Raw genomic sequence first — 12,266 nt, forward strand, 5'->3', positions numbered from 1 at the left:
GTGACGATCCTCGATGCGGTGATCCTCGGCGTGGTGCAGGGGATCACCGAGTTCCTGCCGATCTCCTCCTCGGGCCACCTCGTGGTGGGGCAGCACGCCCTGGGCCTGAAGAGCGAGGGCGGCGGGGTGCTCTTCGAGGTCGTCGTCCACGCCGGCAGCCTCCTGGCGGTGCTGGCGGTCTATGCCAACGACCTCTGGCGGATCCTCCTGGCCTCCCTGCGGGCGCTGCCCGCCTTCTTCCAGGGCCGCTTCGCCGAGAGCATCGCCGATCCCGAGGCGCGCCTCGGCGCCTTCATCGTGCTGGGCACGATCCCCACCGGCCTGATGGGCGTCGCCCTGAAGGACCTCTTCGAGTCCCTCTTCGGTAGCCTCAGCGCGGTGGGGGCGGCCTTCCTCCTCACCGGCCTCCTCCTCTGGATCTCCGGGAGGATCAGCGCCCGGCAGCAGGGCGAGGCCCGGGGCCCGGAGTCCCTGCGGGTGCGCGACGCGCTGATCGTGGGCGTGGCCCAGGGCATCGCCATCACCCCCGGCATCTCCCGCTCGGGCACCACGATCGCCACGGCGATGATCCTGGGGATCGACCGCTCCCTCGCGGCGCGCTTCTCCTTCCTGCTCTCCATCCCCGCCATCCTGGGCGCGCTGGTGCTGCACCTGAAGGACGGCGTGGGCGCGCTCGAGGCCGGGGCCGGCGTCTTCCTGGCGGGCTTCCTCGCCGCCGCGATCAGCGGCTACCTCGCCCTGCGGCTCCTGCTGGTCCTGGTCGACCGGGGCCGCTTCGGCGTCTTCGCCTACTACCTCTGGCCCCTGGGCCTGGCGGTGCTGGGATGGGCACTCGCGGGCGGGTAGGCGAGCGGCGCTCGCCACCGGCGGAGCGGGGACCTCGACCCCCTCGCCCGCTGCAGCCCGGCCCGGACAGCCGGAAGAACCAGGTCAGCAGCGCCATCGGCGCCGCCAAGCTCAACGGGAGGTTCTACACTCCCCTCGAGGTCGCCGACGCGATGCTGGAGCGGGTGCGCTGGCCGGCCGGCGGTGGCTCCCTCCTGGACCCGGCCTGCGGCGAGGGCGTCTTCCTCGAGGCGGCCCTGCGCAAGATCGCCCGCCTGCGGCTCTCCCGGGAGGATCTGGACCAGGTCTCCCTGGCGGGCTGGGATCTCGACCCGGAGGCGCTGCGCGAGGCGCGGCGCGGGCTCGCGGCCACCATCGCCGGCTACGGCCTGCCCATGCTGCTGATGCCGCGCCTCCACCACCGCGACGCCCTCGAGACCCCGATCCTCCAGCCCGCCTGCGTGGTGGGGAACCCCCCCTACCTCGAGTCGAAGCGGATGCCCGAGGCGCTCAAGGCCCGGATCCGCGAGCGCTTCCCGGCCGCGGCCACCGGGGCCTTCGATCTCTACGGGGCCTTCGTCGCCCTGACCCTGGAGGCCGAGCCCGAGGAGCTCTCCCTCCTCCTGCCCAACCGCTTCCTGGTGACCGCCAACGCCGCGGCCCTGCGGCGGGAGCTGCAGGCCCGCTACGAGCTCGAGATCACCGACCTCTCCCGGGAGCGGGTCTTCGGGGACGCCGCGGTCTACCCGGTGGTGATCCACGGCCGGCGACGGAAGGCCCGCGCGCGCGCGGCGCCCGAGGCGCGCTCTCGCGATCGGCGCGAGGCGGTGCTGCCGATCCTCCCTCCCCCGGGCCCGGCCCGCGAGCTCTTCCGGCGCCTGCGCGACGACGAGACGCTGCCGCGCCTCGCCGACGCCCTCGAGATCCGCTGGACGGTCTCCTTTCACCGCGCGGGCCTGCGCGACGCCTTCGTCTCCCCGCCCGAGGCCGGCCACCCCGCGAGCCCCCACGCCCGCCCCTTCCTCGGGGGCCAGCGCTTCTCCGGGAACCGCGAGGTGGAGCCCTGCCGGATCGCCTGGCGCGGCGCCCACATCGACTACGACGAGGCGCGGGCCCGGGCGGCGAAGAACCCCCTGCCCCCGCTCGGCCTCTTCGAGGGGCCCGCCCTGGTGATCTGTCAGAACGCCCGCCGCCTGCGCTGCGCGGTCGACACCGAGGGCCACGTGCTGAAGGACACCTTCCTCCACGGGCGCCCGCGCGGCGGCGGCGTGCGCGGGTTGAAGTGGCTGGCCCTCGTGCTGCAATCGGACCTGATGCACTTCTTCTACGAGCACCTCTGGGGCGGAACCCGGAAGGCGGGCGGCCACCTCCACTTCCTCGGCCGCACCCTCGAGGGCCTGCCCCTGCCCCCCGGGAAGCCCCCCGCCGGGGTCGAGGCGCTCTACCGGCGCATCGGAGAGGGCGACCAGGCGGCCAGGGCTCGGGCCGAGGCGCTGGTGCGCGCCGCCTACGGCGTGACCGCCACCGAGGAGGCCGCCCTGGCCGCCTACCCCTTCCCTCCCCCGGGGGCGTGATTCGTCGCTCGGCGCCCCTCCCGGCGTAGAGGCTGATGGGAACTGCATCCTCCCCGGGCTTGCGGTACGATCCCCTGCTCGACGGGGACGCTTCAGGATGAGCGACGAGAAGACAAGCGAGGACGCGGGGCGCGGCGCCGACGACACGATCGTCCAGCCGACGATCCCCGAGCCCGGCGACGGGGAAGGCCACACCGAGGAGGTGGGGCTGGTCTCGGTGGAGGCCGAGCACATCGGCACCCGGGACTCGGAGGCCCCCACCAAGATGGTGGCCCTCCTCGATCCCGAGGGCCCAGAGGACACCCTGCGGGAGGTGCCCCCTCCCCTGCGGCCCTCCACCCCCGGCGCCCGCACGCACCGCAGGGCGGACCCGCCCCTCGGGGCCGGCGATCGGGACGCCGAGGCCGGCAGCGGACGCTGGACCGGCACGAAGACCGTGCTCCACGTGACCCTCACGGGCCTCGGCCTCCACGCCGCGGGCGATCCCGCCGCGGCCGAGGCCGCCTACCTCGAGGGCCTCGATCAGCTCCTGGGCGGCCATCCCCTGCGCGCCACCGGCGGCCGGGTCTACGCCGCCGGCTCCACCGTGAAGGCCGCCCGCGCCGCCTTCGAGCTCCTCGAGCAGCTCGAGGCCGAGGGCCGGAGCCTCTCTCCCGAGCGGAGGATCTCGGCTCGCTTCGGCCTGGCCCGGGGCCCCCTCGGGAGCGACGCCGAGGGGAGCGAGGCCGCCGAGGCCAGCGCCGCCTTCCGCACCGCGGTCACCCTCGGCGCCAGCGCCGGGGCCGGAGAGGTCCTCGCCTCGTCCGAGGTGGTCGAGGACCTGGGCACCTCGGGGGTGCGAGCCGAGCGCGTGGGCAAGCGCTCGGTGGAGGGCCTCGACGAGCTGATCGTGGCGCACCGCCTCCTCCACGTCGATCCCACCCTCGCCCTCCCCTCCGTGCGCCCCGAGGCGCCTCGCCCGGCCCCCCCCGCCCCGCCCCTCCTCCCCGGGCGCGGCGTGCTGCTCGTCGCCGGCGCGGCGCTGCTCCTCGGCCTGGGCATCCTGATCGGGTACCTGCTGCGATGAGTCGGACGGATCTCGAGGGCACCGAGCTCGACGGCCGCTACCGCCTCGAGAGCCTCCTGGGCGACGGCGGGATGGGCCAGGTCTTCCGGGCCACCCAGCTCTCCCTCGAGCGCACGGTCGCGGTGAAGCTCCTGCGGGAGGAGGTCTCGACCGACGATCAGATGCGGCAGCGCTTCGACCGGGAGGCGAAGATCCTCTCGGGGCTGGACCACCCCGGCATCGTGCGGGTGCACGACTACGGCGTGCACGAGGGCTGCCCCTACCTGGTGATGGACCTCGTCCAGGGTCGCACCCTCGAGGCGCACCTGCGCGAGCGGGGCCAGCTCGCGCCGGCCGAGGTGAAGGCGATCCTCGTGCAGATCTGCGATGCCCTGAGCCACGCCCACGAGGCGGGCATCGTCCACCGCGACCTGAAGCCCGAGAACATCGTCCTCGAGGAGGGCGGGCGGGTGCGCATCCTCGACTTCGGCATCGCCCGGATGGTGATCGGAGACGACGCCCAGTCCCAGCCCGAGCTCACCTCCGCCGGGATGATGGTCGGCACCCCCCAGTACGTCTCGCCCGAGCAGGCCACCGGCAAGCCGATCGACGGGCGGACCGACCTCTACTCCCTGGGCCTGATCGCCTACCGGATGCTGGCCGGGCGGCCGCCCTTCCGGAAGCAGTCGGCGGGCGAGTACCTCGTCGCGCACGTCACCGAGACCCCCCCCACCCTGGAGGAGCTCGGCGTGGACAGCGCGGGGCTCTCCCTCCTGGTGCGCCGGGCGATGGAGAAGGAGCCCGGGGCGCGCTTCGCGAGCGCCGCCGAGCTCCAGGCGGCCCTCGAGGGGCTCGGCGAGCTGCCCACCTCGCTTCGCTCTCGCGAGGACGCGCCGGCCGCGACCGGCGAGCTGCCCGCCGCCGGAAGCACCCGGCCGATGTTCCAGGCGGGGGAGCAGAAGTTCCAGACCGCCCCGACCGTGGCCAGCCAGCAGCAGCCGGTGGCCCCCGCCGCGACCACCCCCGACGCTCCCGCGCCCCTCGCGGCCGCCGCGAGCGCGAGCGCGAGCGCTGCCCCGGCGCCGGCCCCCGGGCGGGATCGCTGGCCCCTCCGGCAGGTGATCCCCATCGCCGCGGGCGGCGCCCTGGTCTTCGTCCTCGGCCTCGGGCTGGCGCTGACCCTCGGCGGCGGCGAGCCGGCGGCGGTCGCCGAGAGCAACACCCTGCTGGCCGCCGGCAAGATCCCGGCCGCGCGGCAGCGCCTGGAGGAGGCCATCGCCGCCGAGTCCGAGCCCGAGGCCGTCGCCCGGCTGCGGGCCACCCTCGGCCGGGCGCTGGTCGCCGCCGAGGCCCCCCTGCCGGCCCTCGAGCAGTTCCGGCTGGCGATCGGCTTCGACCCTGACGCCCTCGCCGACGAGGACCTCGCCGCCCTGGCCGCCCTCCTCGAGCGGAGGGGCCCCGCGAGCGACCAGGCGGAGACCCTCCTCCTGAGGCTCGAGGGCCGGGCGGGCGACCACCTGAAGGACCTGAGCGAGGACGAGCGGCAGCCCCTCGCCCTGCGCCTGAGAGCGGCGGCGCTGGCCGAGCGCCTGGGGGAATCCCTCGATCGGGTACCCCTCCTCATCGAGGCGCTGGAGGCGGAGGCCTGCGAGGTCCGCCGCACGGCGATCAAGGAGCTGGGGACCCTGGGCGACGCTCGGGCCCTGGAGCCCCTGCAGGCCTACGTGGCCGAGCGCGGCGACGGCCTGCTGGCCCGCTTCGCCTGCGGCCAGGCCGCCGCCCAGAGCGCGATCGAGCAGATCCAGGCCGCAGGAGACTGATCTCGGCCTCCCCGGGCCTGAAGACCGAAACATTGGTCGTTTCCCGCAGAGGCCTCGTAATCAGAGAATGAAGCCGTGAGCGTGCCCGAGGCGACCTACCGAGCCTTCCGCGAAGGTGATTCCGCGGCCTTCCAAGAGGTCGTCCTCGGCCATGCCGGAGTCGTGAGGTCCGTCGTGAGCCGATTCTGGAAGAGCGAGTTCGAAAGAGAGGACGCCGCTCAGGAGATCTGGCTTCACCTCTTCCGCCAGCGTGAGCAGCTCGATCCCGAGCGCCTGGAGCAGGTCGGCGGCTGGATCCGCACCCTCGCCCGCAGCAAGTGCATCGACCTCTTGCGCCGGCAGGGCCGCCAGGTGCCGGTGAAGCCCGAGGAGGAGCTCAAGGTCCCCGCCCCCGCCGGCCCCGAGAGTGACCCCGAGGTGGGGGCCCGCAAGCTGGCCCTCGGCGAGGCCGTCCAGACCTTCCTCGAGGGGCTCGGTCCCGACTTCAGTGACTTCTTCCGGCATCACTTCGTGGAGGGTCTCACGCAGGAGGAGACCGCCGCCCGGCTCTCGGTCCCGGTCCACCGGACCAAATACATGAAGCGCGTGCTCCTCTCGCGCGCCCGGAGCTCCGCCTCGCTACGGACAGCCCTGGGCCGCTACCAGGAGGTCCTCCATGCATCCTGACCTCCGGATGATCGCCCGCTACCTCGAGGGAGAGCTCGGCGAGCGCGCCACCGCGGCCCTGCGCCGTCACCTGCGCCTCTGCGAGCGCTGCCGGACCCGCCACGACGAGGAGATCCTGCGGCGCCGGGCGCTGACCGGCGACCCCGAGTCCGCCACCGCCGAGGACGACCGGCGGATGGCCCGCCTCGCCCTGGCGGCCGTGCGCCGCGAGGAGCCGAGCTCGGCCAGCCTCGTCGCCCTCGAGCCCGTGCCGCTCACGGACCCGCTCGTCCTCCTCCCCCGCCGGGCCTTCCTGGGCGGGGGCGCCGCCCTCGCGCTGGCGGCCTCGCTCCTCCTCGTCTGGGGCCTGCGGGCGCCGGCCCCGATCGTCGCGATGATGAAGGCGGGCAGCCACCTCTCCGTGAACGGCGAGGCGGTCGACCGGACCCGGCCGCTCGCGCTGCGCGCCGGCGATCGGCTGGAGACCGCCGGCAAGGGCGCGGGAGAGCTCGAGCTGCGCGCCGGCGGCGCCAGCGGCAGCCTCCGGATCTACCCGGGCACGACCCTCGTGCTGACCGACGCCTCGGAGGTCCAGCTGGAGCGAGGCCGGGTCTGGAGCCGGGTCGAGCCCGGCCCCGCCGGCTTCAAGGTGAAGACCCCCGAGGGGGAGGCCCGGGTGGTGGGCACCTCCTTCGTCGTCGAGCACGAGGAGGAGAGCGGCACCGAGGTCCGGGTGATGAAGGGCGTGGTCGACGTCCACGCGAAGGGCAAGGCCGTGAAGGTGCAGGCCCTCGAGCGCACCCGCATCGCCCGGGGTGCCGCCCCCGAGCCCCCGACCCGCTACGATCCCCGCAGCGATCGCATGGACTGGTCCCGGATCTGGCAGTCCATCGTCGACGGCTTCAACGAGCTGCTGCAGAGCGTGCAGGAGCTGATGCGCTAGCCGCTCCCCTCCGGCGCGGTCGAGGGTAGGCTGGGCTCACGGAGGGTTCGTGAGCAAGCATCGCTGCAACAACTGCGGAGCGAAGGTGTCGCTCTCCCGGCACCGGCGCTGCCCCTACTGCTCGGTCTACCTCCGGGAGGCCGACAGCCCGGAGACGAAGGCGGTCTTCGCGGCCTTCTTCCGCACCCAGCAGAAGCGCCTGGCCCAGCGCTGGGGCCCCGGCTTCACCGCCAGCCTGGTCGGGGGATCCCTCCTCACCCTGGGCTTCTTCCTGGCCCAGCTCGTCTTCCTCTCCATCGCCTCGGCGGTGGTCTTCGTCCTGCTCGCCGGCTTCCTCGCCACCTCCGAGGACGAGGGCTACGCCGAGAAGAGGGTGATGCCGAAGCTGCGGAAGCTGATGGAGAAGGAGGAGGTCCCCCTCTCTCTGGTGAAGGGGTGGGCCGGCGAGGTGCTGCCGACGACGAGCGAGATCCTCGGCGCGGTCACCGACCTCCAGGATTAGAAGGGCAGCGCGGCGACCGTGGCGGCCTGCTCGCCCGCCGCGCCGCGCACCACGAGCGGCGTGCCGGGGGTCGCGTGCTCGCCGCGCAGGCGCGCCAGGGCCACGGGACGCCCAGTGGCCGGCAGGAGGGCGGCGCTGGTGATCGCGCCGACCTCCTTGCCCTCGTGCGCGAGCGCGTCGCCGGCCGCGGCGGGCGACGCCAGCTCGAGGCCTACGAGCTGCCAGCGCACCTGACCCTGGGTGGCGATGCGGGTCATGGTCTCCTGGCCGAGGTAGCAGCCCTTGGTGGCGTGCAGCGCGCCCCCGAGCCCGACCTCCTGAGGGAAGACCGAGGGGCCGAGCTCGTGGCCCCAGGCCGGCACCCCCGCCGCGACGCGGAGGGCCTCCAGCGCTGCTGGCTCCCCTCGAGGCAGGGCGGCCAGCTCGAACGGCGGCGAACCCTCGAAGAGGACGAGCAGGCCGGGCGTGGCGCCCAGGTCGTGGTGGACGACGATCGCCTCGCCGATCCGGTGGTGGGCGAGCGGGCGCTCCGGCGCTGCGAGCGAGGCCGGCGCCTGGCCCAGGATCCACTCGGTCGAGAGGTCCAGGGCGCGAAGCTCGACGTCGTCGGCGACGAGGTAGTGGTCGAGGCCCGCGAGCAGCCCCTCCCGCGCCTCGCGGTGAGCGCCGAGGAGGATCCGCTCCTCCTCGACCAGCAGCAGGCAGGCCGCCTGGAGCTTGCCCTTGTCGGTGAGCAGGAGGTTCTGGTTCCCCTCCCCCGCCGCGAGGCCCAGCACGTCGTTGGTCATCAGGGCGTGGAGGAAGCGGACGCGGTCGGCGCCGCGGACCTCGGTCCAGGCCAGTTCGCTCTCGTGACGGCGGGGCTCGGGGTCGCTCATGCCCCTGATCCTGCGCCGGTGGCGGCCGAGATCAAGCCGTGTCCCCTCGTGTCGCACCCCCGAGGCATACTCCACCCATGCTTGGCGCCATCGCTGGAGACGTCGTCGGCTCGATCCACGAGCACGCCCGGACCAAGACCCGAGACTTCCCCCTCTTCGTCGAGGCCTGCACCTTCACCGACGACACGGTGCTGACGGTCGCCGTCGCCCGGGCGATCCTCGAGGGCACTGCCTATCGGGACGAGGTGCTCCGGCTCGGGCGGGAGCACCCCGGCGCGGGCTACGGGGGCAGCTTCCGCCGCTGGCTCCGGGAAGAGGACCCGCAGCCCTACGGCTCCTGGGGCAATGGCTCGGCGATGCGGGTGAGCCCGGTGGGGCTGGCCTTCACCGACGAGGCGAGCGTGCTGCGCGAGGCCGAGAAGAGCGCGGCGATCACCCACGACCACCCCGAGGGGATCAAGGGCGCCCAGGCGGTGGCGCTCGCCGTCTTCCTCGCCCGGCAGGGCGCGTCGAAGGAGGAGATCCGGCTGCGGATCTCCGGGGACTTCGGCCACGACCTCACGCGCAGCGTCGACGAGATCCGGCCGGGCTACCGCTTCGACGTCAGCTGCCAGGGGAGCGTCCCCGAGGCGATCCTCTCCTTCCTCGAGGCCGACGACCTCGAGGGCACCCTGCGCAACGCCATCTCCCTGGGCGGCGACGCCGACACCCTCGCGGCCATCGCCGGCGGCATCGCCGAGGCCTTCTGGGGCGGCCTGCCCCGGGCGGATCACCACCAGTTGAGGACGTCCTCGGCGAAGCCGAGGCGGCCCTCGGCGTCGTGGAGGCGCCAGGGTCTCAGGTAGTCGTCACGATCGAAGTCGAAGACCACCTCGCCCAGCTTGTGCGCCCGCCCCTCGAAGAGGAGCAGGTTCTCGCTGGCCGGGCCGCGATCGCTGAAGCCGTAGCCGAGGTTCCAGCCGATGGGGCGCCCCTCGTGGAGGCCCGAGGCCGAGGCCCAGGTAGCCCAGATCCGCCACGGTGAGGGTGAGGCCGATCCCGCCCTCCTGGGAGAGGACGGCGTAGTAGTCCCACTCCTTGATCCGGTGCCAGCCGGCCCGGATCGCGGCGCGCCCGTAGCGCCAGAAGGGGCGGGTGGCCCACCCCGCGCGGGTGAGGGTGCCGTCGGGCTGCAGCAGGTCGAGGGGCTCGGTGATCCGGAGCTGCCCGGTCATCGGCGCGCCTGGCGGGGGCGCAGGAAGATCAGGCCGAGGGCGAGGGCGAAGAGCGCGACGTTCGCGGGATCGAGGCCCCGCTGCGTCGCGCAGCCGCAGCCGCCCTGGGCGCCGAAGGTGGTGCCGCCGTCACCGGTCGGGATGCCGCCGCCCCCGCCGGTGCAGAGGCCGTCGGCCCCGCAGGAGGCGGTCTGCCCCCAGCAGTCGAGATCGTCCCGGCAGGGAGGCTGACAGGCCTTGCCGGTGGGAGCGTCGACGCAGAGGTAGTCGGCGCGACACTCGGTCCCCATCGGGCAGGCGGAGAAACACCAGGACTGCCCGAAGGCCTGCACGCAGCGGCCCGGGGCGCAGTCGGCGTCGGAGGTGCAGCCCACCTGCGTGCAGTAGCCGCCGGGGAAGAGCCCGCCCTCGGTGGCGCAGTAGAGGCCCGCCCCGCACTCGGCGTCCGTGGTGCAGGCCGAGCCCAGGGGCGGCGCGCTGCACTCACCCCAGGGGGTCCAGGTGCAGTCGCTCTGGCAGGTGCGGCTCTGGCTGCCGCCGCCGGTGCAGGCCTGGTCCTCGGTGACGTTCGGGACGCAGGGCCCCTCGTCGGTGCAGGTGGGATCGGTCACCCAGGTGCAGCTGTCGTCGCAGCGGGTCGTGGTGTTGCCGCAGTTCCCGCAGGCCTCGCTGACGGTCTCGCCCGGGGAGCAGACCCCCTGGCCGGTGCAGGTTCCATAGGGATCCCACTCGCCGGAGCCGTTGCAACTGCGGGTCTCGGTGCCGCAACGCCCGCAGTCCCGGGAGGACTGGTCGCCGGGGGTGCAGGTGGTCGTCAGGTCGGTGAGGGTCGACTCGAGATCGTAGAAGGCGAAGTCGGTGGCGGTGCGCGGCAGGACGCGCAGGTACCAGGTCCCCAGGGAGAGGTTGGCCACCTGCAGCCGGCTGCGGTCGGCGCCGTCCACGCCGGCGTCACCGGTGGGGTTGCCGAAGGAGTCGTGGAGGGTGAAGTCGATGGGGCCCTCGCCGGGGCGGTGGAGCGCGCTCACGTCGATGCTCATCGGCCCGGTGGCGTCGATGACGTACCAGTCGGCGTCCCTCGCGATCCGCGAGGGGAGCGCGCCGTTGGGCAGGGTCTTGGCGGCCCCGAAGTTGTCGTTCTCCTCCATGCCGTCGTCGTCGAGCTCGGCCACGTCGATCGCGCTGGTCGAGGGACGATCCTGCAGGCAGAAGGTCCCGCAGCCGTCCTTGAGCACCTCGGCCTCGGCGTAGATCTCGGAGGTCGAGCCGGTGTCGTCGAGGAAGTCGGTGGTGCAGTCGAAGGTCTGATCCACGCCGCCGGAGACCTGCGCCGCGCTCACGTTGAAGATGGTGCGCCAGAGCTGGTCGTCGCCGACCCCACCGGCGCCCTCCGACTCCATGACCTTCACCTCGACGGTGTCTCCGCTGGTGAAGGCGACGTCGGAGTTGCCCACCTGGATCCGCACCTCGCAGAAGGAGCGCGCGTCCCCGAGGATGAAGGCATCCCGGATGGTGAGGGTGATGATGGCGTCGTCGACGGTGTCCGAGCGGCTGACGGTGCCCGGGAGCGCCAGGGCCGCCTCCCCCCAGAGCAGACAGAAGAGCGCGAGCGAGAGGCTGATCCGGCCGGTCCGCATGCCCGCATGCTAGCACGCCGCCCCTCTCGTGAACCGATCCTGGCCCGGGCTGGCTCCCACCCCCCGAAGCGACTCAACGAGGGAGAACCCCATGGGATTCATGAAGAAGCTGCTGGGCCTTTCGGACCTGCCCCCCCCGAACGTGGTCCACGTCACCGACGCCAACTTCAAGACCGAGGTGCTCAAGTCGAAGCTGCCGGTCCTGCTGGATGTCTGGGGCCCCAACTGCATGCCCTGCAAGCACCTCGAGCCCGTGATCTCCCGGCTCTCGCAGGAGTACGACGGCCGGGTGAAGGTGGCCGAGCTCAACGCCGCCACCGCCGCCAAGACCGCCAAGAAGCTGCGGGTGAGGGGCACCCCCACCGTGATCTACTTCTACAAGGGACAAGTGAGGGAAAGGGTCGTAGGGTTCCGGGCGGGTCACTACCACAAGGACTACCTCGACAACGAGCTGCTGCCGCTGATCGAGCCCAAGACCCCCTCTTCGAGTGAGGCCGACGCGCCGGCAGCCTGAACAACGCCTCAGGACCGGACATGCGCACTCGATCGCTCCCCTCGCTCCTCGCTGTCTCCTTCCTCCTCCTCCCGGCCTGCGCCGGCCCGCAGAAGCCCTCCACCGAGGAGGCGAAGCCCTCGGTCGAGGAGGCCGTCCCCTCCCTCGAGGCCGAGGCGGGCGCCGCGGCCTCCGCCGAGCCCACCGAGCTGCTCCCGAACGGCAAGCAGATCGGTGACGATCTCCTGATCGGCGGCCAGCCCACCCCCGAGCAGCTCGAAGCCCTGAAGGCGGCCGGCTACCGTACGGTGATCAGCCTCCAGAGCGAGAGCGAGGAGGGGGCCGAGACCGTCCTCGCCGTCGCCCGGAACACCTTCGGCGCGGGCGCGGTCCACCTGCCGGTCCCCGGGGTCCTGGGGGTCGACGAGGACAACGCCGCCAAGCTGCACGAGGCCCTGAAGACCGCCCGGGAGCGGGGCGGCAAGATCGTCATCCACTGCCGTACCGGCGGGCGCGCCTCGGCCCTCTATGCCCTCGCCCGCTACCGGCACGAGGGCGTCTCCGCCGAGGCCGCCATGGCGGAGGCCAAGGCCGCCGGCCTGACCAAGGAGGCGCTGATCGAGCACCTCGGCGAGCTCCTCCAGGAGCCGGTGAGCTAGGCCCCCGGCACCAGCGCTTTGCACCAGCGCT

The 12,266-nt window shown here is 73.5% G+C and carries 13 protein-coding genes; 10 read left to right on the forward strand and 3 right to left on the reverse strand.

Annotation, left to right across the window (positions count from 1 at the left end; genetic code table 11):
- From P1V51_01160 to P1V51_01190, 7 genes are all read left to right on the forward strand, one after another.
- On the forward strand, nucleotides 1-846 hold the full coding sequence (locus tag P1V51_01160) for an undecaprenyl-diphosphate phosphatase (GenBank protein ID MDF1561616.1): 846 nt from the start codon (nucleotides 1-3) through the stop codon (nucleotides 844-846).
- Nucleotides 825-2,399: an Eco57I restriction-modification methylase domain-containing protein gene (locus tag P1V51_01165; protein MDF1561617.1), complete on the forward strand. Its 1,575-nt coding sequence runs from the start codon at nucleotides 825-827 to the stop codon at nucleotides 2,397-2,399. Before P1V51_01160 ends, P1V51_01165 begins: the two co-directional genes overlap by 22 nt.
- Nucleotides 2,400-2,496: 97 nt before the next feature.
- A complete protein-coding gene (locus tag P1V51_01170; protein MDF1561618.1) occupies nucleotides 2,497-3,465 on the forward strand; it encodes a hypothetical protein in 969 nt (322 codons plus the stop codon).
- Nucleotides 3,462-5,264 (forward strand): serine/threonine-protein kinase, encoded by a 1,803-nt coding sequence (locus tag P1V51_01175; protein MDF1561619.1) that lies wholly within the window; start codon nucleotides 3,462-3,464, stop codon nucleotides 5,262-5,264. Before P1V51_01170 ends, P1V51_01175 begins: the two co-directional genes overlap by 4 nt.
- An 81-nt stretch (nucleotides 5,265-5,345) precedes the next feature.
- Entirely contained in the window at nucleotides 5,346-5,930 is a 585-nt protein-coding gene (locus P1V51_01180; GenBank protein ID MDF1561620.1) for an RNA polymerase sigma factor, read from the forward strand.
- Nucleotides 5,920-6,852 carry a FecR domain-containing protein gene (locus P1V51_01185; GenBank protein ID MDF1561621.1) on the forward strand — a complete coding sequence of 311 codons (933 nt, stop codon included), beginning with the start codon at nucleotides 5,920-5,922 and terminating at the stop codon, nucleotides 6,850-6,852. The genes P1V51_01180 and P1V51_01185 overlap by 11 nt, the downstream gene beginning before the upstream one ends.
- A 49-nt stretch (nucleotides 6,853-6,901) precedes the next feature.
- Entirely contained in the window at nucleotides 6,902-7,354 is a 453-nt protein-coding gene (locus P1V51_01190; protein MDF1561622.1) for a hypothetical protein, read from the forward strand.
- Here P1V51_01190 and P1V51_01195 read toward each other — a convergent pair.
- Complete coding sequence (locus P1V51_01195) at nucleotides 7,351-8,232, reverse strand: glycine cleavage T C-terminal barrel domain-containing protein (protein ID MDF1561623.1); 882 nt, start codon at nucleotides 8,230-8,232, stop codon at nucleotides 7,351-7,353. The genes P1V51_01190 and P1V51_01195 overlap by 4 nt on opposite strands.
- Before the next feature lie 77 nt (nucleotides 8,233-8,309).
- On the opposite strand from P1V51_01195, the gene P1V51_01200 reads away from it, so the two are divergent.
- Nucleotides 8,310-9,077, forward strand: a complete 768-nt coding sequence (locus P1V51_01200) for an ADP-ribosylglycohydrolase family protein (GenBank protein MDF1561624.1) — start codon at nucleotides 8,310-8,312, stop codon at nucleotides 9,075-9,077.
- A gap of 3 nt (nucleotides 9,078-9,080) precedes the next feature.
- On the opposite strand, the gene P1V51_01205 is transcribed toward P1V51_01200, so the two are convergent.
- Nucleotides 9,081-9,446, reverse strand: a complete 366-nt coding sequence (locus tag P1V51_01205; GenBank protein MDF1561625.1) for a DUF2804 family protein — start codon at nucleotides 9,444-9,446, stop codon at nucleotides 9,081-9,083.
- Nucleotides 9,443-11,083 (reverse strand): hypothetical protein, encoded by a 1,641-nt coding sequence (locus tag P1V51_01210; protein MDF1561626.1) that lies wholly within the window; start codon nucleotides 11,081-11,083, stop codon nucleotides 9,443-9,445. Before P1V51_01210 ends, P1V51_01205 begins: the two co-directional genes overlap by 4 nt.
- 91 nt (nucleotides 11,084-11,174) lie before the next feature.
- On the opposite strand from P1V51_01210, the gene P1V51_01215 reads away from it, so the two are divergent.
- Nucleotides 11,175-11,597: a thioredoxin domain-containing protein gene (locus tag P1V51_01215; protein ID MDF1561627.1), complete on the forward strand. Its 423-nt coding sequence runs from the start codon at nucleotides 11,175-11,177 to the stop codon at nucleotides 11,595-11,597.
- 20 nt (nucleotides 11,598-11,617) lie between these two features.
- On the forward strand, nucleotides 11,618-12,235 hold the full coding sequence (locus tag P1V51_01220; GenBank protein MDF1561628.1) for a sulfur transferase domain-containing protein: 618 nt from the start codon (nucleotides 11,618-11,620) through the stop codon (nucleotides 12,233-12,235).
- The last annotated feature ends 31 nt before the right edge of the window (nucleotides 12,236-12,266 follow it).

The sequence above is a fragment of the Deltaproteobacteria bacterium genome, from assembly GCA_029210625.1.
Lineage (GTDB): Bacteria > Myxococcota > Myxococcia > SLRQ01 > SLRQ01 > JARGFU01.

Excerpts from the sequence above, each read along its gene's own strand:
- P1V51_01165 (MDF1561617.1), top strand. The coding sequence starts at position 825 with ATGGGCACTCGCGGGCGGGTAGGCGAGCGGCGCTCGCCACCGGCGGAG.
- P1V51_01170 (MDF1561618.1), top strand. The coding sequence starts at position 2,497 with ATGAGCGACGAGAAGACAAGCGAGGACGCGGGGCGCGGCGCCGACGAC.
- P1V51_01175 (MDF1561619.1), top strand. The coding sequence starts at position 3,462 with ATGAGTCGGACGGATCTCGAGGGCACCGAGCTCGACGGCCGCTACCGC.
- P1V51_01185 (MDF1561621.1), top strand. The coding sequence starts at position 5,920 with ATGCATCCTGACCTCCGGATGATCGCCCGCTACCTCGAGGGAGAGCTC.
- P1V51_01195 (MDF1561623.1), bottom strand. The coding sequence starts at position 8,232 with ATGAGCGACCCCGAGCCCCGCCGTCACGAGAGCGAACTGGCCTGGACC.
- P1V51_01200 (MDF1561624.1), top strand. The coding sequence starts at position 8,310 with ATGCTTGGCGCCATCGCTGGAGACGTCGTCGGCTCGATCCACGAGCAC.
- P1V51_01205 (MDF1561625.1), bottom strand. The coding sequence starts at position 9,446 with ATGACCGGGCAGCTCCGGATCACCGAGCCCCTCGACCTGCTGCAGCCC.
- P1V51_01210 (MDF1561626.1), bottom strand. The coding sequence starts at position 11,083 with ATGCGGACCGGCCGGATCAGCCTCTCGCTCGCGCTCTTCTGTCTGCTC.
- P1V51_01215 (MDF1561627.1), top strand. The coding sequence starts at position 11,175 with ATGGGATTCATGAAGAAGCTGCTGGGCCTTTCGGACCTGCCCCCCCCG.
- P1V51_01220 (MDF1561628.1), top strand. The coding sequence starts at position 11,618 with ATGCGCACTCGATCGCTCCCCTCGCTCCTCGCTGTCTCCTTCCTCCTC.